This is a genomic window from Bacteroides sp. D2, from assembly GCF_025147085.1.
In the GTDB taxonomy this organism is placed as follows: Bacteria; Bacteroidota; Bacteroidia; order Bacteroidales; family Bacteroidaceae; genus Bacteroides.
In genome coordinates, this window is sequence record NZ_CP102261.1 from 2,550,632 (window position 1) to 2,570,159 (window position 19,528).

General features: G+C 43.8%; 16 protein-coding genes. 5 read left to right on the top strand and 11 right to left on the bottom strand.

The genetic code is table 11. The features are described 5' to 3' along the window. Window positions 1–21: 21 nt before the first annotated feature. The 6 genes from msrB to NQ505_RS08855 all read right to left on the bottom strand — a co-directional run bounded on the left by msrB (window position 22) and on the right by NQ505_RS08855 (window position 6,915). Window positions 22–1,050 carry a peptide-methionine (R)-S-oxide reductase MsrB gene (gene msrB, locus NQ505_RS08830; RefSeq protein WP_008649821.1) on the bottom strand — a complete coding sequence of 343 codons (1,029 nt, stop codon included), beginning with the start codon at window positions 1,048–1,050 and terminating at the stop codon, window positions 22–24. 84 nt (window positions 1,051–1,134) lie between these two features. Next, window positions 1,135–2,472, bottom strand: coding sequence for a TolC family protein (locus tag NQ505_RS08835; protein WP_009000158.1), 1,338 nt, complete (start codon window positions 2,470–2,472; stop codon window positions 1,135–1,137). 9 nt (window positions 2,473–2,481) lie between these two features. Then, entirely contained in the window at window positions 2,482–3,582 is a 1,101-nt protein-coding gene (locus tag NQ505_RS08840; RefSeq protein WP_004327146.1) for an efflux RND transporter periplasmic adaptor subunit, read from the bottom strand. An 80-nt stretch (window positions 3,583–3,662) separates the two neighbouring features. Next, a complete protein-coding gene (locus NQ505_RS08845; protein ID WP_009000157.1) occupies window positions 3,663–4,904 on the bottom strand; it encodes an ABC transporter permease in 1,242 nt (413 codons plus the stop codon). A 4-nt stretch (window positions 4,905–4,908) separates the two neighbouring features. Continuing rightward, window positions 4,909–6,168, bottom strand: coding sequence for an ABC transporter permease (locus NQ505_RS08850; protein WP_008649823.1), 1,260 nt, complete (start codon window positions 6,166–6,168; stop codon window positions 4,909–4,911). A gap of 30 nt (window positions 6,169–6,198) precedes the next feature. Further along, window positions 6,199–6,915, bottom strand: coding sequence for an ABC transporter ATP-binding protein (locus tag NQ505_RS08855; protein WP_004296202.1), 717 nt, complete (start codon window positions 6,913–6,915; stop codon window positions 6,199–6,201). A gap of 179 nt (window positions 6,916–7,094) precedes the next feature. Between NQ505_RS08855 and NQ505_RS08860 the strand changes: the two genes are divergently transcribed. Beyond that, window positions 7,095–8,075, top strand: a complete 981-nt coding sequence (locus NQ505_RS08860) for an ROK family protein (protein ID WP_004307000.1) — start codon at window positions 7,095–7,097, stop codon at window positions 8,073–8,075. A 273-nt stretch (window positions 8,076–8,348) separates the two neighbouring features. Here NQ505_RS08860 and rplS read toward each other — a convergent pair whose 3' ends face one another. Beyond that, window positions 8,349–8,699 carry a 50S ribosomal protein L19 gene (rplS, locus tag NQ505_RS08865; protein WP_004296199.1) on the bottom strand — a complete coding sequence of 117 codons (351 nt, stop codon included), beginning with the start codon at window positions 8,697–8,699 and terminating at the stop codon, window positions 8,349–8,351. Window positions 8,700–8,854: 155 nt separating this feature from the next. Here rplS and NQ505_RS08870 point away from each other — a divergent pair, with 155 nt between their 5' ends. From NQ505_RS08870 to NQ505_RS08880, 3 genes are read left to right on the top strand one after another with little or no spacing between them, the layout of a single operon-like run. Continuing rightward, window positions 8,855–9,640 (top strand): 5'-nucleotidase C-terminal domain-containing protein, encoded by a 786-nt coding sequence (locus tag NQ505_RS08870; RefSeq protein ID WP_004311967.1) that lies wholly within the window; start codon window positions 8,855–8,857, stop codon window positions 9,638–9,640. Between the two features lie 25 nt (window positions 9,641–9,665). After that, entirely contained in the window at window positions 9,666–10,505 is an 840-nt protein-coding gene (locus NQ505_RS08875) for a bifunctional metallophosphatase/5'-nucleotidase (protein WP_004327149.1), read from the top strand. Next, window positions 10,502–13,513, top strand: coding sequence for a glycoside hydrolase family 3 N-terminal domain-containing protein (locus NQ505_RS08880; protein WP_009000155.1), 3,012 nt, complete (start codon window positions 10,502–10,504; stop codon window positions 13,511–13,513). Before NQ505_RS08875 ends, NQ505_RS08880 begins: the two co-directional genes overlap by 4 nt. A gap of 87 nt (window positions 13,514–13,600) precedes the next feature. On the opposite strand, the gene NQ505_RS08885 is transcribed toward NQ505_RS08880, so the two are convergent. The 4 genes from NQ505_RS08885 to NQ505_RS08900 form a co-directional block, all read right to left on the bottom strand. Then, entirely contained in the window at window positions 13,601–14,227 is a 627-nt protein-coding gene (locus NQ505_RS08885; RefSeq protein ID WP_004296194.1) for a porin family protein, read from the bottom strand. 15 nt (window positions 14,228–14,242) lie between these two features. Continuing rightward, window positions 14,243–14,878, bottom strand: a complete 636-nt coding sequence (locus NQ505_RS08890; protein WP_004307006.1) for a DUF4136 domain-containing protein — start codon at window positions 14,876–14,878, stop codon at window positions 14,243–14,245. Window positions 14,879–15,101: 223 nt separating this feature from the next. Continuing rightward, entirely contained in the window at window positions 15,102–15,455 is a 354-nt protein-coding gene (locus tag NQ505_RS08895; protein ID WP_004296191.1) for a MarR family winged helix-turn-helix transcriptional regulator, read from the bottom strand. 31 nt (window positions 15,456–15,486) lie between these two features. Beyond that, window positions 15,487–17,991, bottom strand: a complete 2,505-nt coding sequence (locus NQ505_RS08900; RefSeq protein ID WP_009000154.1) for an FAD-dependent oxidoreductase — start codon at window positions 17,989–17,991, stop codon at window positions 15,487–15,489. A gap of 129 nt (window positions 17,992–18,120) precedes the next feature. On the opposite strand from NQ505_RS08900, the gene NQ505_RS08905 reads away from it, so the two are divergent. Next, window positions 18,121–19,461 carry a sigma-54-dependent transcriptional regulator gene (locus tag NQ505_RS08905; protein ID WP_009000153.1) on the top strand — a complete coding sequence of 447 codons (1,341 nt, stop codon included), beginning with the start codon at window positions 18,121–18,123 and terminating at the stop codon, window positions 19,459–19,461. The last annotated feature ends 67 nt before the right edge of the window (window positions 19,462–19,528 follow it).

Consider the following 19,528-nt stretch of genomic DNA (forward strand, 5'->3'; position numbering starts at 1 on the left):
GCTTTTGTAACTCTTCAATATCTATTTAACGAGTGGTAGATATTCTCCATAACCTTCCTCTTTCATTTTATCTTTCGGGATAAAACGAAGTGAAGCGCTATTGATGCAATAGCGTAATCCACCTTTCTCTTTCGGCCCATCTGTGAATACGTGTCCCAAATGAGCATCTCCGGTTTTACTGCGTACTTCCGTACGTATCATGCCGTGCGAAGTATCTTTCTTTTCTGCGATTAGATCTTTTTGAATCGGTTGGGAAAAGCTTGGCCACCCGCAACCTGAATCAAACTTGTCGGTAGAGACAAACAGAGGTTCTCCGGTAGTAATATCCACATAAATGCCGGGACGATGCTCATTCCAGTATTTATTGTGGAAAGCAGGTTCAGTGGCATTCTTTTGGGTTACGGCATATTGTTCCGCCGACAATTCCTTACGAAGGGTTGCATCATCCGCTTTTTGATACGCTTTAGCTTTCGGCGCATTCGCTTTGCGTGCCATTTCGAATAAAGCGGGATTGATATGGCAGTATCCACCCGGATTTTTATCCAGATAGTCCTGGTGGTAAGTCTCTGCCGGATAGAAATTTGTCAATGGCTTTACTTCTAGGACGATAGGAGTTTTATATTGCGCGGATAATAGTTGAATCGCCTGCTTGATGACAGGGAGATCTTCTTTATCTACATAATAAATTCCGGTTCTATACTGCGTTCCCCGGTCATTACCTTGCTGGTTGAGGCTGGTAGGATCGATTGTCTTGAAATATAGATCGAGCAGTAAATTCAAATCTACCGTTTTCGGATCATAAACCACCTTTACTGTTTCGGCAGCATTGGTTTTTCCTGAACAGACCTGTTCATAACTCGGATTGGCAACATTACTGTTGGCATACCCTACCTGAGTATTTTCTACTCCTCGAATTTGTTTCAGGAAATGTTCTGTCCCCCAGAAACATCCTCCCGCAAAATAGATTTCTGCTTGATTCTTCATTGGTTTAGCAACTCCTAAAAATGTATTACTAATCATTACAATCACTAGGACGATAAAATACTTCATATCCGTTAGTTCTTTCTATAATAACGAATGAACCAACGGATATGTTTTAAGGAACTACTATACTAAACTCAACTTTATTTTTTTTCATTCAATGACCTGTCCTTTGTAGAAATCCAGAATTTTAGTCCGGAACAGGTAGTCATATTTTGCCTGCAACTTATCCGAAAGAGCTTTCGTCAGATTAAGTTTGGCTTCATTGTATTCCACAAAGGTAGCCTTGCCGTTATTGAACTTCTCACTCATCAGGCGGAAAGATTCTTCGTTGGCTTTTACTGCCACTTCACTGGAGTTGTATTTACTTTCTGCTGCCAGAGCATTGTACCAGGCTTGCTGAATTTCTTTATAGAGTATTTTTTTACTGTTATCCAACTTCAAGGATAAATCTATTTGTTGCAAACGAGCGGTGCGTACCCGGTTTCTTGTGGCAAAACGGTTGAAGATTGGCACGCTCAAATTAAATCCTATATATTTATTCAGATTGTTTTTCATCTGACTGCCGAAGCTGCTCTCTGATCTTCCGCTAACCGTATAATAATTACTTCCCAGACCGGCACTGAAAGAGAGTTGTGGATAAAACGCACTTTGGGCAATACGAATACTATTAAGACTACCTTGTAAACGATATTCTGCAGCCTTAATGCTTGGTTTGTAAGTAAGCGCCTGTGTATATATGTCATCCGGCGGAGTGAGAGATTCGAACTCTAATTCTTCCTTAGGGCTTTCGAGTACAAATCCTTCAGGCGTGGGTAATTCCAAGAGTTGGGTGAGATCCAGTAAGGACAGTTTGTACGTATTGTCTGATTGTACAGCAGTCATTTCATCCTGTGCAACACGGGCTTGTGCTTCGGCCACTTCAGAAGAGGATGCCTTACCCACTCCCTGAAGACCTTGAATACGTTTTAACTGGTCTTTGCTTAAATCGACCTGATTATGAGCAATCTTACTTAATTCTTGATTGAATAAAACCTGTAAATAAGCCGAAGTGACATTGATTGCAATATCCTCTCTGGCTTTATTCAAATCTTCTATAGCAGCTTTTAAATCCAGTTTGGCAAGTGAATATTGGTTGGACAATTGCAAACCGGTAAATATAGGTATGTTTGTTCCCAAGCTGAAACTGGTATTGGCGCTGTTGATGTCACTATACGAGTTGTCTATCGGAGAAGCGGTACGACCCCAACTCCAGTTTTGACTGGCACTACCACTCAAATTCGGAAGGCGTGCCCATTTAGTGGTGTTTACGCTCACTTTGCCTGCTTCGACATTATTGGCCGATTGACGGATTTCTATATTATGCTCAATGGCATAGTCGATACATTGCCGCAGCGTCCACGCTTGCGAAGAGTTGTTCTGTGCCTGGATGGAGGTGATTCCGACTCCGGCAAGCAGAAGGGCTGATATGGTTTTACGAATTATTTTCATCGGATTCAATTATTTATCTTTTTTCTCTGCACCACGTATTTTGTCCTGAATGGTTACCCCTTTCTTGATTTCTATCTTGATTCCGTCACTCATACCGGCAGTCACCTGTGTACGCTGGAACTTTTGTTCGGGCACTGAATCTGTCATGATGTACACAAATGTAGAGTCACCACTAAATTCAACAGTGCTTTCGGGCACTGCCAATACCTGATTGGCTTTTTGTAATACGATTTCCGCATTAGCCGAATATCCGGAACGAATCTGAACAGAATCCGGAATGGTAATCGCAGCCTTGATTTCAAACTGGTTGGCTCCATTGGTTTCCACCCCTTTCGGAGAGATATATTCCAGAATGGCATTGAAAGTCAGATTTTGTAAAGCTCCGATGGTCAGCTTGATTGGCATTTGTTCGTGGATACGTCCCACTTCTGTTTCATCAATATTGCCGCGGAAAATCATATCGTTCATGTTGGCTACCGTAGCAATCGTGGTTCCATCATTGAACGTATTACTCATAATCACCGAATTACCAGCTTTTACAGGTATGTCCAGGATTAGCCCGTCAATGGTAGAGCGAATCATCGTGCTACTGAAAGAGGCACTGTTTTTGGTAATTCCTTCTTTTACGATTTCCAGATTGTCTTTGGCCGTCTGTCTCTCTTCGCGAGCCTGTTTCAAAGCCACTTCACTTTTCTCGTATTCCTCCCGGCTAATTAACTGACCGTCATACAACTTCTTCACACGGGCGAAATCCGTTTCTGCCTGGGTTGCATTAATTTCTGCCAGGCGCACACGGCTTTCTGCAGAATTCAGTTGTCCGAGTTCAGGGATTACTTTTACTTTGGCAATAACTTCCCCTTTTCTTACAGCTTGTCCGGCTTCTTTATATACTTCGTCGATAATACCCGAAATTTGCGGTTTGATTAAAATTTCGTCTCTCGGTTCCACCTTTCCGGTAGCTACAGTAGTTTTTTGGAGGTCAGTCATTTCCGGTCTAACTGTTTCGTAAGTGATTACCTTAGGCTTGGATTTCTGATAAAGGAATACGAATGTTCCGACAAGAATGATAGCAATGACTACCAATAATGTGATTTTCAGATACTTTTTCATGATTTTATTTATAATTTTATTATTTACGATTGATGATTGAAACTAAACTCCTCACATATCCAGATAACTGTTCCACTTCCTTATTCATCCCGAATCGCCTCAATCGGTTTGATAGCCATGGCCCGGTAAGCAGGTGCCAGACCTGCCAACATTCCCAGTGCAATTAGAAGGGCACAAGTACCGATTGCCAGTCCGAAAGTAACTTGAAAACGGGTGTCCCCTCCGTCAGCGTTGGCTCCCATCTCTACAAGTTGCAACACCATGACGGCAAAGGATATTCCACACATTCCTGCAATGGTGGTAAGTACCATACTCTCTGATAGAATTTGTTGCAGAATATCTTTCGGTCGTGCACCGATCGCCCGGCGGATACCGATTTCAGTGGTACGTTCTTTAACGGTCACCATCATAATATTGGATACTCCGATGGCACCTGCCAGCAAAGTTCCCAATCCTACCATCCAAACAAGTATGTTGATACCGGTAAACAGGTTATCGACCATAGAGAACATGGCTTCGGCATTCAGGCACATAACAGCCTGTTTGTCATCCGGGGAGATATAATGTGCGGTTTTAATGACCTGTTCCATTTTGGGTTGTATTTCAGACACTTTGACTCCATGCTTCGCAGTGAAACAGATCACATCAATTCGTCCTCCCAGATTATATGTTTGCTGCATCGTAGTGAAAGGAAGAGTGACGGCCTCCGAAGCCCGTCCCTGTATATTCATGTCCCCTTCGGAAGAAGACATGCCAATCACTTGATAATAAATGCCATCTACTCTTACATATTTGCCACACGGGTCTTCTCCCGGTTTGAAAAGACTTTCATAAATTCGTTTTCCGATGACACATACTTTGCGTGCTTCCTTTATATCCACCTCATTGATGAACCTGCCGTATGCCATTTCCTGTGATTCAATGTGGAGATAATCCGGATACAATCCTTTCACGCTACAATCATATTTCTTATCTTCGTATACGGCTTTGGAACCCCAACGGGCTACGGACGGAGTAATGATCTCCACCTCTTTCACTTGGGAGCGAAGACGGTCGATGTCGGTAGATTCCAGATTCCACCATCTTCCTTTACGGAAGCCTTTGTAAGCCTCGCCCGTTCTTTGCGAGACAAGGAAACCGGAATTGGTGGCAAATCCTTCAAAGTTCTTTTTCATCATGTCCTCCAATCCTTGCCCGCCGCCGATAAGGGCTACGAGCATAAAGATTCCCCAGAAAACACCGAATGCAGTCAGCAGGCTTCTCGTTTTATTTCTTGTAATGGTAATGAGGATTTCCTCACAGGTATCCATGTCTATTCTCATAGTCTTAATCTGCTCTAAGTGCTTCGATCGGTCGGATGCTAACTGCTTTTCGGGCAGGGAATAATCCGGCTAACGTACCAGCTATTATTAATGTGAGTGTAGCCTGTATGGCGATTCTTATATCTACTGTCGGATTCAGGAAAACGGTTTCCGTCCACATTCCGGTGTCCATGGTCTGATTGCCGAAAGCGCTGTTCATCCATTCGGTCACTCCGATACCGGCTACCATCCCGATATATCCGAATATGGTGGTGATGGTGACACTCTCTACAATAATCAACCAGAGAATGGAAAGCGGTTTGGCTCCCAAAGCCTTACGAATACCAAACTCGCGGGTACGTTCTTTGACGGTAATCAGCATGATGTTGGAAACTCCAACGATTCCGCTAAGTAACGTAAAGATGCCGATTACCCAGATGGCGATACGCAGCATGCCCGAACCTTTCTGCTGTTGCAGATAGTTGGTAAACCGGTTCCATATCCAGATAGCACTGTGGTCCGTTGGGTCAAACCGATGGTTGGCTCCCAATACTTTACGGTAATGGGCTTCAAAAGCCTCATTAGCCTCTACTGTTTCCAGATTTTTGGTAGTCATGACCAGGTTATTCAGTTTGTCTCCTTTATTATAAATCGTTTGTAGAGTGGTAAAAGGAATGTAGGCATCGCTGTCTCCGCTATCTCCTTTATCATTATAAAGACCTACTACCTGATAAACCACATTTCCGGCATTGACAAACTGTCCGATTGGCTCGGTATGAGTCTTGTTAAAAAGGATTTCTGCTGTTTTCTTATGAAGCACAATAACTTTCCGGCGTTCCTTGATATCAATTTCATTGATAAAACGTCCTTCGAAAAGCTTCACGACTTCTACCTCTGTATGATTGGGATATACGCCGGAAAGGTTCAGGCTGACGTATTCTTGCCCGAAACTAAGATTTACGCCTCCCTGCCACACGGTTGCTCCGGCCTTGATGACATGATTCGGGAAATAATGACTGGTAGCATCCATGTCTTTATTGTCCAGTTGCACCCGTCTTCCTTCTTTCAGACCGTCGTATGATTTACTGGTCCATCCCGGAAAAATCTTGATGGAGTTCATGGCACGTTCGGAAGCCGATTGCTCGAATGCGTGGATCAGTCCGTTGCCTGCACCTAGTAGGACGATAAGCATAAAGATTCCCCATGCCACGGCAAATCCTGTGAGAAAAGTCCTTAGCTTGTTGCGTTTGATGGTACTATATATTTCTTGCCAGATGTCAATCATGATAATGTTTGTATAGTGGTGGATTTTAGATTATTTCATGATACCGTCTTTTCCGAAAGGAGAAGCGTCATGGTCGATATTATCTTCAATACGTTCGATGATTCCATCTTTGATATGTATAATCTTGTCTGTCTGGTTGGCGACTCCACTTTCGTGGGTGACAACGACAATCGTCATTCCCAGTTTATGAAGATCTTTCAGAATCTGCATCACTTCCACAGAAGTTTTGCTATCTAAAGCTCCTGTTGGTTCATCTGCCAGAATGATTTGTGGTTGGGTGATTAAAGCTCGTGCAATGGCTACACGTTGTTTCTGACCGCCACTCATTTCGTTCGGCATGTGATGTGCCCAGTCTTTTAAACCCAGGCGGTCGAGATATTCCAAGGCAAGCGCATTTCGTTTTTTGCGACTTATACCCTGGTAAAATAAAGGAAGTGCTACATTCTCTACGGCATCTTTAAAGGAAATCAGATTGAATGACTGGAAAATAAATCCGATCATACGGTTCCGGTATTCGGCAGCTTTGGTTTCGCTCAAGTTTTTGATAAGTACGTTGTTCAAGTAATAATCTCCGGTATCGTAGTTGTCGAGGATTCCCAATATGTTGAGTAAAGTTGATTTCCCAGACCCGGATGCTCCCATGATAGAAACAAATTCTCCCTGTTCAATGTTGAGATTGATACCTTTAAGTACATGGAGAGGCGCTCCGTTGTTGTAGGTCTTGTTGATATTCGTTAGTTGTATCACAATTTTCTTTATTTAGTTTCTGTTTTCTGATAATTTTCTACTATTAGACGTGCGAAAGATACGAAAAGTTGCAAACAGGTTGAACTTTTTTCAAAAAACATTTTGTAGACTCAATCTTCTTTACGTAATTTGTGTGCAGTAAACTTAATGATTAACTAACCCTTTTAAATAAAAGTATCATGAATTCAAACATGGAAAAACCCTACGTAGTAGGTATTGACATAGGCGGAACGAATACCGTCTTTGGAATTGTAGACGCACGCGGAACTATTATTGCCAGCAGTTCAATCAAAACATCTGGTTACCCTACAGTAGAAGAATACGCTGATGAAGTGTGTAAAAGTCTGCTTCCATTGATTATTGCTAATGGTGGTGTTGATAAAATCAGAGGTATTGGTATCGGTGCTCCGAATGGCAACTACTACACGGGAACGATTGAATTTGCTCCGAACCTGCCTTGGAAGGGAATTCTTCCGTTGGCTGCCATGTTTGAAGAAAGACTGGGTATCCCCACTGCTTTGACAAACGACGCAAACGCTGCTGCTATCGGTGAAATGACTTACGGTGCTGCCCGTGGTATGAAAGACTTTATCATGATTACACTGGGTACTGGTGTGGGTAGCGGTATCGTTATCAACGGTCAGATGGTGTATGGTCATGACGGTTTTGCAGGTGAATTGGGACACGTTATCGCCCGTCGCGATGGTCGTCTTTGCGGTTGTGGCCGTAAGGGATGTCTGGAAACTTACTGTTCGGCTACCGGTGTAGCTCGCACAGCCCGTGAATTCCTTGCTGCCCGTACGGATGCTAGCTTGCTTCGTAACATTCCTGCAGAAAACATCACTTCAAAAGATGTGTATGATGCAGCTGTACAAGGTGATAAACTGGCACAGGAAATCTTTAACTTTACAGGTAACATCTTGGGTGAAGCACTGGCAGATGCTATTGCATTCTCCAGCCCTGAAGCAATTGTATTGTTTGGTGGTTTGGCTAAGTCCGGTGACTATATCATGAAACCAATTCAGAAATCAATTGATGATAATATCCTGAATATCTATAAAGGCAAGACTAAACTGCTCGTTTCCGAATTGAAGGATTCTGATGCTGCTGTACTGGGCGCCAGTGCATTGGCTTGGGAACTGAAAGATTTGAAAGAATAACATTTCATTATTATAATAAAGGTAATGAAGCCTCGGGAGTTTATGACTTTCGGGGCTTTGTTTTATTTAGTCCTTTCTGACGTGTACGGCTTATTCAGACAAAGGGTTATTCTCACCGGAGTGAGAAAATATTCTTATACCTTTGAGGAATTATTCTCATTGCAATGAGAATTTTTTCTCATAGGCATGAGAATGTTTGAGAAAATATACAATAAAAAAGGGAACCTCATAATGAAGTTCCCTTTTTTATTTCGAATCGAAAAGTTCGGCTTATTAGTTAGCTCTTTTTTCTTTGATTCTAGCTTTCTTACCAGTAAGAGCGCGCAGGTAGTACAATTTAGCGCGACGAACTTTACCTACCTTGTTCACTTCGATGCTATCGATAGCCGGTGATTCGATTGGGAAAATTCTTTCTACGCCTATAGTTCCTGACATTTTACGTACAGTAAAACGTTTCTTGTCTCCGTGACCGGCGATTTTGATAACAACACCACGGTACAACTGTACACGTTCTTTGTTACCCTCGATAATACGATATGCTACTGTTACAGTGTCTCCTGCTTTGAAGCTCGGGTGCTGTTTTCCGGTAGCAAATGCTTCTTCTGCAATTTTAATTAAATCCATTGTTGTTATTATTAAATTGTTTCATCGTTACAACGCAACATACCAAGTATCTCTTCTCTTGACAGCGATTGCGCGAAAGCGGTGCAAAGTAACGAATTATTTGCCAGATAGCCAAATGTTTTTGTATATTTGTAGCATATCTAAAAATAGCGAACATGAAACAGACTTATGCAAAGTATCTGATGGTGGCAGCGTTGACAGGAGCCCTCCTGTTTACTTCCTGCCGGACTGCACGCGAGACTACGGCACAGTACGAAGTAACCAAAGTAGAGGGTAGCATGATAACGATTGATTCTGTTTGGGATACCCATCCCAATGCAAAAGCTGCCGAAATATTAAAGCCTTATAAGGAAAAGGTAGACGCGATGATGTATGAAGTCATCGGTACCAGTGCAATGAAAATGGATAAAGGAGGTCCCGAAAGTTTGCTTTCCAACCTTGTTGCGGGTGTTTTGCAGCAAGCAGCGGTTCAGGTGTTGGGGAAACCTGCCGATATGGGACTGGTAAACATGGGCGGCTTGCGCAATATCTTGCCCGAAGGGGATATCACGGTAGGCGATGTGTTTGAAATTCTTCCTTTTGAGAATTCTCTTTGCGTACTGACTATGAAAGGAACAGACTTGAGACGTCTTTTTGAAGCGATTGCATCTCTACACGGAGAAGGAGTGAGCGGTATCCGTCTTGAAATCACCAAAGATGGAAAGTTGCTGAACGCCTTTGTCGGTGGAAAACCACTAAAGGATGACCAGCTTTACACGGTGGCTACTATCGACTATCTGGCAGATGGAAACGGACGGATGGATGCTTTCCTGCAGGCGGAAAAGAGAGTATGTCCCGAAGACGCAACCTTACGTGGCCTATTTCTTGATTATGTACGCAAACAGACTGCCGAAGGCAAAGCGATTACCTCCAAACTGGATGGACGTATTACCATAAAATAAAAAGGAGAATCTAAAAATATTGAATATGAAAAGATTTCAGATATTATTCCTGTCATGTCTTGTATTGAGCTTTACTTTCTCAATTTTTGCGCAGGATAAGGATACCAAAGAAGTGATTATTTTACAAACAAGCGATGTGCATAGCCGTATCGAACCTGTCAATCAGAAGGGGGACGAATACTATAATAAAGGTGGTTTTCTTCGCCGGGCTGCTTTTCTCGAACAGTTCCGCAAGGAGCATAAGAATGTGCTGCTTTTCGACTGCGGAGATATTTCTCAAGGGACACCTTATTATAATATGTTCCGCGGAGAAGTGGAAGTTAAACTAATGAATGAGATAGGTTATGACGCTATGACTATCGGTAACCATGAGTTTGATTTCGATGTGGATAATATGGAACGTATTTTCAAGATGGCTAATTTCCCGGTCGTTTGTGCCAACTATAATCTGGATGCTACGGTATTAAAAGATATAGTCAAGCCCTACGTCGTTCTTGAGAAATATGGTTTGAGAATTGGCGTGTTTGGCCTTGGAACCCAACCGGAAGGGATGATTCAGGCTAATAAATGCGAAGGGGTCGTTTATGAAGATCCTATCCGCGTATCCAACGAAATAGCTGCTTTGTTGAAAGACGAAGAAGGGTGTGATTTGGTAGTATGCCTGTCTCATCTGGGCATTCAAATGGATGAACATCTGGTTGCCGGAACACGCAATATCGACGTGATTCTGGGCGGGCACTCTCATACATTTATGAAAGGACCCAAAACATACTTGAATATGGACGGAAAAGAGGTGCCTGTTATGCACACGGGAAAAAATGGTGTTCGTGTAGGCCGTCTTGATTTGACTTTGAAACATAAATGAAGATAATCCCCTCAATAGTAACGTTTTTATTCCTTATCGCGGCCGGCACGGTTTCAAGTCCGGCGCAGAATGCTACAACCGTTGAACCTCTGCTGGTGTATAAAGCCCTTCAGGACAAAGACTGCCGGCACTGGGTTGATTCGGTTATGGATAAGCTTTCCTTTAAAGAAAAGGTAGGGCAGTTGTTCATCTATACCATTGCCCCGGTAAATACCAAACGAAACCTGGAACTGTTGCGCGAAGTAATCGACACCTATAAAGTGGGCGGACTTCTCTTTTCCGGTGGGAAGATGCAGAATCAGGTTGAACTGACAAACCGGGCGCAACGTCAGGCAAAAGTCCCTTTGATGATTACCTTTGATGGAGAATGGGGACTGGCCATGCGTCTGCGTGGCATGCCTGTTTTCCCACGGAATATGGTATTGGGATGTATCCGTGACAACCGGCTGCTCTATGAATACGGGCGTGAAGTTGCTCGTCAATGCCGACAGATTGGAGTACAGGTCAACTTTGCTCCGGTGGCGGACGTGAATATAAATCCTGAAAATCCCGTAATCAATACCCGTTCTTTTGGAGAAGATCCGATACAGGTGGCTGATAAGGTTATCGCTTATGCTTCCGGTTTGGAAAGCGGAGGGGTTTTATCTGTGTGCAAACATTTTCCCGGACATGGAGATACCGATGTTGATTCGCATAAGGCGCTTCCGGTACTTCCTTTCACTCGTGAGCGTCTGGACAGTGTGGAACTTTATCCTTTTAAAGAAGCCATCCGTGCCGGATTGGGCGGTATGATGGTAGGACATTTGCAAGTTCCGGTGATAGAACCGATTGGTGGACTTCCGTCTTCCTTGTCCCGCAATGTCGTATATGATTTGCTGACAGATGAGTTGGCGTTCAAAGGACTCATATTTACGGATGCGCTTGCCATGAAAGGAGTGGCGGGAAATGGAAATGTCAGTTTGCAGGCTTTGAAAGCTGGTAATGACATGGTATTGTCTCCCCGAAACTTGAAGGAAGAGATACCGGCCGTACTGGAAGCCATTGAAAAAGGAGAGTTGACCCGCGAAGATATTGAAAGCAAATGTCGTAAGGTCTTGACTTATAAATATGTGTTGGGACTGAAGAAAAAGTCGTATGTACAATTATCCGGTCTGGAACAACGGATTAACAGTCCGCAAACGCGTGATTTGGTTCGCCGGTTGAATTTAGCGGCAATAACAGTTCTGAACAACAAGAATCATATTCTCCCCTTGCATACAGACAAAGAGCAGGCGATTGCATTGCTCGAGGTAGGAGATCCCGGAGAAACTGATGCGTTGGCGAAACAACTTTCCCGCTATACGTCTTTGGCTCGTTTTTCCCTTCGTGCCAATCAGACGGAAGAGGAAAATCAGCGGTTGCGTGATTCTTTGTCTACCTATAAACGGATTATTGTAGCCGTCAGTGAACAGCGGCTGGCTCCTTATCAGCCTTTCTTTGCTAAGTTTGTTCCCGAAAGCCCGGCCATTTATCTGTTTTTTACTCCCGGGAAGATGATGTTGCAGATTCAGCGCGCGGTGGCTCATGCTTCGGCGGTGGTGCTGGGACATAGCTATAGTAGTGACGTGCAGCGCCAGGTGGCAGATGTGCTATTTGCCAAGGCATCTGCAGACGGACAGTTGTCGGCAAGTCTGGGAGAACTGTTCCCAACGGGAGCAGGAGTGACTATTACCCCTAAAACGCCGTTGCATTTCGTTCCGGAAGAATACGGGCTTTCCTCTGCTCATCTAAAACGGATTGATTCCATTGCATTGGATGGTATTCGTCAGGGAGCCTATCCTGGTTGCCAGGTGGTGGTACTGAAAAACGGTCATATTATGTTCGACAAGGCTTTCGGTACTTATACGGGTAAAGGAAGTCCTCGTGTCGAATCTACGAATATCTACGATCTGGCTTCCCTTTCAAAAACGACGGGTACCTTGCTTGCCATTATGAAACTCTACGATAAGGGACGTTTTAATCTGACAGATAAAATTTCGGATCATTTGCCGTTCTTGCAACGTACTGATAAGAAAGATATAACGATTCAGGAAATTCTGTATCATCAGTCCGGTTTACCTTCCTGGATTCCTTTTTATCAGGAAGCCATCGATAAGGATAGCTATGACGGAAGATTGTTCAGCGCACGTAAAGATGTCCACCATCCGGTACAGATTGGTACGACTACGTGGGCGAATCCGAAATTCAAATTCAAGAGTGAATATATTTCTCCGGTCAAGACCGGTGATTATACTGTTCAGATCTGTGACAGTTTGTGGTTAAACCGTTCTTTCCGAAAGGTGATAGAAGAGAAAATTGCAGAAGCTCCGTTAAAGCAGAAGCGCTATGTATATAGTGATGTCGGATTTATACTCTTGGGAATGTTGGTGGAACAACTGGCCGGTATGCCTATGGAAGCCTATTTGCAACGTGAGTTTTATGAGCCGATGGGGTTGGAACATACAGGTTACCTGCCTTTACGCCGCTTTGCCAAATCGGAAATTGTTCCTTCTAATAAAGACCGTTTCTTGCGTAAAGAGACTTTGCTGGGATTTGTACATGATGAGGCTTCCGCTTTCTTTGGCGGATTGGCTGGAAATGCCGGACTTTTCTCTACTGCCCGTGATGTAGCCCGCGTTTATCAGATGTTGCTGAATGGTGGAGAAATAGATGGACAACGTTATCTTAGCAAAGAAACTTGCCAGCTGTTTACTACTGAAACCTCGAAGATCAGCCGGCGTGGCTTAGGCTTTGACAAGCCGGATGCAGACGATTCGAAGAAAGGAAATTGTGCGCCTGCCGCACCTGCCGAAGTGTATGGCCATACCGGATTTACCGGTACATGTGCCTGGGTGGACCCGGTCAATGAACTGGTTTATGTATTCCTTAGCAACCGGATTTATCCGGACGTAACGAACCGCAAATTGAACCAGCTGCACATTCGTGAGCGAATACAGGGAGCTATTTATGATGCGATGAAGAAAAAATAAAAAAAGAAAGGTAAAAGGTATCTATATTAAAAGCTACCTTTTACCTTTTTTATTATTAACGTAATATTCTGATAGTTGCAGTTCTTTTTAGAACGATACACCCAGGCGGAAACCGAAGTTGCTCAATCCATCTACACTGTAATGCAGTACATCAGCTTTGTTGGTACCATAGCTGTAGTACAAAGCAAAGTGCAAGCCCGGTCCGTAAACCCATGGGAATACATTGATACCTACTTCAGGAGAAGCATAGAATCCCCAACTGTTTTCTCTTGCTTCCAACATGCTGAAATTAGAGCGGATTTTAGCATATTCAGCACCTAATTTAGCACTGACATAAGGTTGGAAAGATCCACCGCGATTCCATTGGTAACGTGCAGCGGCACCGAAAGGCAATTGGAAAATGGTATGTTGCTGATCGGTAGTCACTTCACCGGCACCCATCTGGAAGGTTTCGCGACCTACATATTCGTGGTTGCTGTGATAGTTGAGGAAAAGTCCCAAGCCAATGTTAGGAGTCACGAAATAACCACCTTCAAAGTTCATACCCCAACCGCTTGCTTTATCTGCAAAGTGATTACTTAGGGGAGCATTGAACTGCCAGTCGATATTCGCATATCCATTGTCTGATAGCTGTGCCTTAGCCGGCATGGCGAAGGCGATGGCAATAGCCGCCAAGGCTACTACCTTGAAGTATATATTTTTTCTTGTTTTCATAACAGTTGTAGTTGATTATTTGTTAGTAAGATAAGGTGACTGTGTAAATGATTGGTTGACAGCTTCTACTGCAAGAGTACGGTTGATAGCTTTGGAACCAGTTTCAAATCCGGTCAGATAACTTGTCCATACAACAGGTAGTTTTTTACTGTCTCCCTGTTCGGCTTTCAAGTTCACCATTTCTGTCAGGAAGGAGTTGGTGCTATAACTATAAGTTACAGCGTACGGGTAGTACCATCCACCACCCCAGTTGCCACCCCAGTAGCCAGGTCCCCAGTATCCGGGATAACCCCACCACCATTCAGGTTGTGTGTAGCTGGTGAAATAATAAGTACTTGCGATGTAGCTCACTTGGATACCAAGATCTGCACTTTCTTGGTCTGCTGCTGCTTCGTAGCCTCTGGCTACCATATTGTCTGTATAAGCAGCCAGAATTTGTTCTGCGCCTTCACCTTCGAGATATTCCGGTTCTTTACTGTCACTAATCACCAGAATCTGGGGTGCCAGATAGAATGTAGGAACTTTGAAATCGGCTTTCTTGTCATAGTTAGTGTATACCAGATAATTGTCATCCAGTTTACCCATGTCCGGGTCTTTTTCACATGAAGCGAGTGCAAAGACCGCCAATAAAATAGGAATTAATTTCTTCATATCTTTTATAATGTTTAGGTTATATAAAAATCGCGCCCAGGTACCTTGGGCTTTTGATAGAAACAACAAGAAAGGTGGAAAAAGGTTCAGATGGAAATTTCTTTTGCCGGAAAATTAACATATATCTTTTGCCCTGTTTAAAGAAAAACGGTGAGCACTCTGCCCCATTATCAGGGAGTTTGCTCACCGTTCATTATTTACAGATAATTGTTTGAAAATCCGTTTATTTAAACAGGGGTTTAAGTAGATCGGGTATCTCTACCTTATCAAGTTCCAGTTCATTTACTCGCTGCTTGCCCGTATGGGTCAGGTGGAAGTACATCTGTCTCCGGTCTTCGCTTCCGAGCGACCGGACGATCAGTCCTTTTTCCTCCAGTATTCGCAGCATTTTAGATGTGTGTGAGGGGCTTAGCTCGGTTTGCTTGGACAGGTTGGTAGCCGTCACTTTCTCCGATGCCTCTTTGAGGGCACACAATATCATTGCTTCATTTAGCGTTATCTGGTACATTTTTTCAAATGCTGTTTCAAAGTTTCCCATTGCTTTGAATACATCACGCATTGCACATATTGTTTTCATACCTTATTTGAATATTTTATTAGTTCATTTTTTAAATAAATAGATTAACGTTTGCGTTATCCGCCCGTTCCATATACGTTGCTACACCGCCAATGGTCACCTCGTCCAGGAGTTCTTCTTGTTTGACTCCCATCACGTCCATTGACATCTGGCAAGCGATAAATTCCACACCGTTTTCCAGAGCTTGCTGGCGCAAAGATTCCAGTGAATCAATCCCTTTTTTGTTCATGATATACCGCATCATTTTTCCGCCTATTCCGCCCATGCTCATCTTAGAAAGTTTCAGTTTCTTGGAGCTGGAAGGCAGCATCATACCAAACATTTTTCCGAAAATATCCTTTTCGGTTTCCGGTTTGTGCAACTTCTTGATAACGTTCAGTCCCCAGAAAGTGAAGAAGATGGTGACTTTTTGTCCCGTAGCTGCTGCGCCGTTTGCCAGTACAAAAGTAGCCAAGGCTTTGTCCAAATCATCACTAAACATGATGAAGGTTTTTCCTTTGCCCTCACATGAAGTAACAATATTGCACGATTTTGGTTCTCCTTTTTCTATTACAACAATAGATTTTCCTCCGGAGGTATCTTTCGAAATCAATTGATTACCCGTCGAACTACACCATGCGGCGGCGTCGCGCGGAAAACCTGGATCGGTTGAGGTGATTTCCACCCGTTCGCCTGAAACCAGTGTATCCATTGTTTTCTTCATTTTCAGAATCGGACCGGGACACTGTAACCCGCAGGCATCCACCCGGACTGTTTTGGCAGGGGTAGCGGAAGCATCAGCTGCAGCAGTGACGGGAGCCGTAGAAACGTTGGGTTGACTGGTTTGGGAAGCGGTTTCCTTTTGTATGGGTGATTCGTCTATTTCGTTTCCATTTTCTTCCCGTATGATGATGGGAGTAGTGGCAGCCCGATAAGTCTTTAATCCTCCCGAGAGATTACGTACCTTGTCAAATCCGTGTTGTGTCAGTATACGGTAAGCAAGATACCCCCGTAACCCGACTGCACAGAATGTATAAATCATTTTATCTTTCGGTAATTCTGCCAACCGGTCGCGAAGTTCATCCAACGGAATATTCACGGCACCCGGTAAGCTACCCAATGAAAATTCATCCGGGGTGCGGACATCCAACAGGAACTTATTTTCCATTTCAATGTCTCGCAATTCTCTCCAATACACAGGATTGTTTTTGCCTGTGATGATATCTTCAGCTACATATCCTGCCAGTGCTACCGGATCTTTGGCCGAAGAGAACGGAGGAGCATACGCTTGTTCCACTTTCATCAGATCGTAGATTGTTCCCTCGTGCTTGATGACAAGTGCGAGTTCGTCAATCCGTTTGTCCACCCCATCGTAACCAACGATTTGTCCGCCATACAATCTTCCTGTCTTTTTATCGAAAGTGATTTTAATGCTCATCGGCATGGCATCCGGATAGTAACCGGCATGGGAAGCGGGATGAATGGTAGACGACATATAGTCTATCTCTTCCTGACGCAGACGCTTGCCGGGTAAGCCGGTTGAAGCAACGGTCATGTCGAAAACCTTTGCGATTGAAGTACCGATAGAGCCTTCGTAAGGAATCTTTGCTCCGAGGACATTGTCCGCAACGATGCGTCCCTGACGGTTGGCGGGTCCGGCGAGATAGTTGAGCCAGGGTTTGCCCGTGATCGGGTGGCGGAACTCGATCGCGTCACCGATGGCATAAATAGACTCGTCAGAGGTTTGCAGGTAATCGTTTACAGCGATACCTCCTGCAGGACCGATAGTCAGTTCGGCAGCCCGTGCCAGATTGGTTTCCGGACGTACGCCGATAGATAGAATAACGATGTCGGCAGAGATTGACTGGCCATTCTTGAAAGTAACTTTCAATCCTCTTCCATCCCGGCTAAAAGAGGCGACAGCTTGCTCCAAATAGAGGTTTACTCCTTTATCCATCAGATGTTGATGAACAAGTGATGCCATCGAAAAATCAATAGGGGCCATCACTTGATTGCCCATTTCCACAATCGATACTTTCGCTCCCTGTGCATGTAAGTTTTCCGCCATTTCAAGGCCGATAAATCCGGCTCCTACGACAACGGCTTTTCGTGGGGCGTGGCTCTTGATATATTCTTTGATCCGATCTGTGTCGGTGACATTTCTTAGTGTGAAAATTCCACTTAGGTCGATTCCGGGAAGAGGGGGGCGTACCGGAGAGGCTCCGGTAGATATGACTAACTTATCATAGCTCTCTTCATAAGTATCTTCACTGCTTTGCCGGATGGTCACTGTCTTTCTTTTCCGGTCAATGAAAATCGCTTCGTTTTCTGTACGTACATCTACGCGAAAGCGTGTAGAAAAGGCTTCGGGCGTTTGCACGAACAATTTATCCCGTTCCTCTATCACTCCCCCTATATAATAGGGTAGGCCACAATTGGCGTATGATATGTACTTTCCTTTTTCTAAAAGGACAATTTCAGCTGTTTCATCTACTCGTCTGATTCGGGCAGCAGTGGTGGCTCCTCCTGCAACTCCCCCAATAATAATTATTTTCATCTGTTTATAGCGTAAATAGTTTCCTGTGGAAAGAACAAACTGTATGGAAGAAATGTTCATGGATTCAGATAAAAAAACTATATTTGCGCACCCTGTTTTTCATTCTTCTATTTAATGTAGATAAATTGTATGAATAAAATTCTTATTATTGACGATGAAGTCCAGATTCGCAGCCTTTTAGCTCGTATGCTGGAACTTGAGGGCTATGAAGTGTGTCAGGCAGGTGATTGCAAAGCTGCCCTCAAACAACTGGAAATTCAATCGCCCGACGTAGCTTTATGCGATGTTTTTCTTCCTGATGGAAACGGAGTAGATCTGGTGTTGAATATCAAGAAAATAGCTCCCAATGTAGAGGTGATTCTTCTTACTGCTCACGGCAATATTCCCGACGGGGTGCAGGCTATTAAAAACGGTGCATTTGATTATATAACGAAAGGAGATGATAATAACAAGATTATTCCTTTAATCAGCCGTGCCGTGGAGAAAGCAAAGATGAATGTCCGTTTGGAAAAACTGGAAAAGAAAGTCGGGCAGATGTACTCGTTCGATTCTATTCTGGGTGAGTCAAAGGTGTTGAAAGAGGCTGTATCTCTGGCGCAGAAAGTGTCTGTGACAGATGTTCCCGTATTACTGACGGGGGAAACAGGAACAGGAAAGGAAGTCTTTGCGCAAGCTATACATTATAGTAGTAAACGGAGCAAACAGAATTTTGTGGCGGTCAACTGTTCGTCTTTCAGTAAAGAACTGCTCGAAAGCGAGATGTTCGGACATAAGGCTGGCTCGTTTACCGGTGCGCTGAAGGATAAGAAAGGACTTTTTGAAGAAGCTAATAACGGAACGATCTTTCTGGATGAAATCGGAGAGATGGCTTTCGAACTGCAGGCAAAGTTACTGCGTATCCTTGAAACGGGAGAATATATAAAGATCGGTGATACCAAGCCGACAAGAGTCAATGTGCGTATCATTGCTGCTACCAACCGCAACCTGCAGGAGGAGATCAAAGCAGGACATTTCCGTGAAGACTTGTTTTATCGTCTTTCGGTTTTTCAGGTGCATCTTCCTTCGCTTCGTGAACGTACCGGTGATATCAGAATTCTTGCAACTGCTTTTGCCAAAAGTTTCTCCGAAAAACTTTCGTATGCCATCAATGAGATGACTCCCGCTTTTCTGGAAGCGCTGGAACAACAGCCGTGGAAAGGGAACATCCGTGAATTGAGAAATGTGATTGAGCGTAGCCTGATTGTGTGTGAAGGGGGGCGACTGGATATTTGTGATCTTCCTTTGGAAATCCAAAACACTCATTATGAATGTTCGGATGATAGTATAGGCAGTTTTGAGTTGGCCGCAATGGAACGCAGACATATTGCACGTGTGTTGGAATATACGAAAGGGAATAAAACGGAAGCTGCCCGTTTGTTGAAAATCGGACTTACCACCCTGTACCGGAAGATAGAGGAATATAAAATCTAAGTATACATTTTCTTAAGTCCTTTTATGCTGCCTTTGGGATATAGCATTTCAAAATAGGCAAAAAGGA

Coding starts and splice junctions, on each gene's coding strand:
- msrB (WP_008649821.1), bottom strand. CDS start 1,050: ATGAAGTATTTTATCGTCCTAGTGATTGTAATGATTAGTAATACATTT.
- NQ505_RS08835 (WP_009000158.1), bottom strand. CDS start 2,472: ATGAAAATAATTCGTAAAACCATATCAGCCCTTCTGCTTGCCGGAGTC.
- NQ505_RS08840 (WP_004327146.1), bottom strand. CDS start 3,582: ATGAAAAAGTATCTGAAAATCACATTATTGGTAGTCATTGCTATCATT.
- NQ505_RS08845 (WP_009000157.1), bottom strand. CDS start 4,904: ATGAGAATAGACATGGATACCTGTGAGGAAATCCTCATTACCATTACA.
- NQ505_RS08850 (WP_008649823.1), bottom strand. CDS start 6,168: ATGATTGACATCTGGCAAGAAATATATAGTACCATCAAACGCAACAAG.
- NQ505_RS08860 (WP_004307000.1), top strand. CDS start 7,095: ATGAATTCAAACATGGAAAAACCCTACGTAGTAGGTATTGACATAGGC.
- rplS (WP_004296199.1), bottom strand. CDS start 8,699: ATGGATTTAATTAAAATTGCAGAAGAAGCATTTGCTACCGGAAAACAG.
- NQ505_RS08870 (WP_004311967.1), top strand. CDS start 8,855: ATGAAACAGACTTATGCAAAGTATCTGATGGTGGCAGCGTTGACAGGA.
- NQ505_RS08875 (WP_004327149.1), top strand. CDS start 9,666: ATGAAAAGATTTCAGATATTATTCCTGTCATGTCTTGTATTGAGCTTT.
- NQ505_RS08880 (WP_009000155.1), top strand. CDS start 10,502: ATGAAGATAATCCCCTCAATAGTAACGTTTTTATTCCTTATCGCGGCC.
- NQ505_RS08885 (WP_004296194.1), bottom strand. CDS start 14,227: ATGAAAACAAGAAAAAATATATACTTCAAGGTAGTAGCCTTGGCGGCT.
- NQ505_RS08890 (WP_004307006.1), bottom strand. CDS start 14,878: ATGAAGAAATTAATTCCTATTTTATTGGCGGTCTTTGCACTCGCTTCA.
- NQ505_RS08895 (WP_004296191.1), bottom strand. CDS start 15,455: ATGAAAACAATATGTGCAATGCGTGATGTATTCAAAGCAATGGGAAAC.
- NQ505_RS08900 (WP_009000154.1), bottom strand. CDS start 17,991: ATGAAAATAATTATTATTGGGGGAGTTGCAGGAGGAGCCACCACTGCT.
- NQ505_RS08905 (WP_009000153.1), top strand. CDS start 18,121: ATGAATAAAATTCTTATTATTGACGATGAAGTCCAGATTCGCAGCCTT.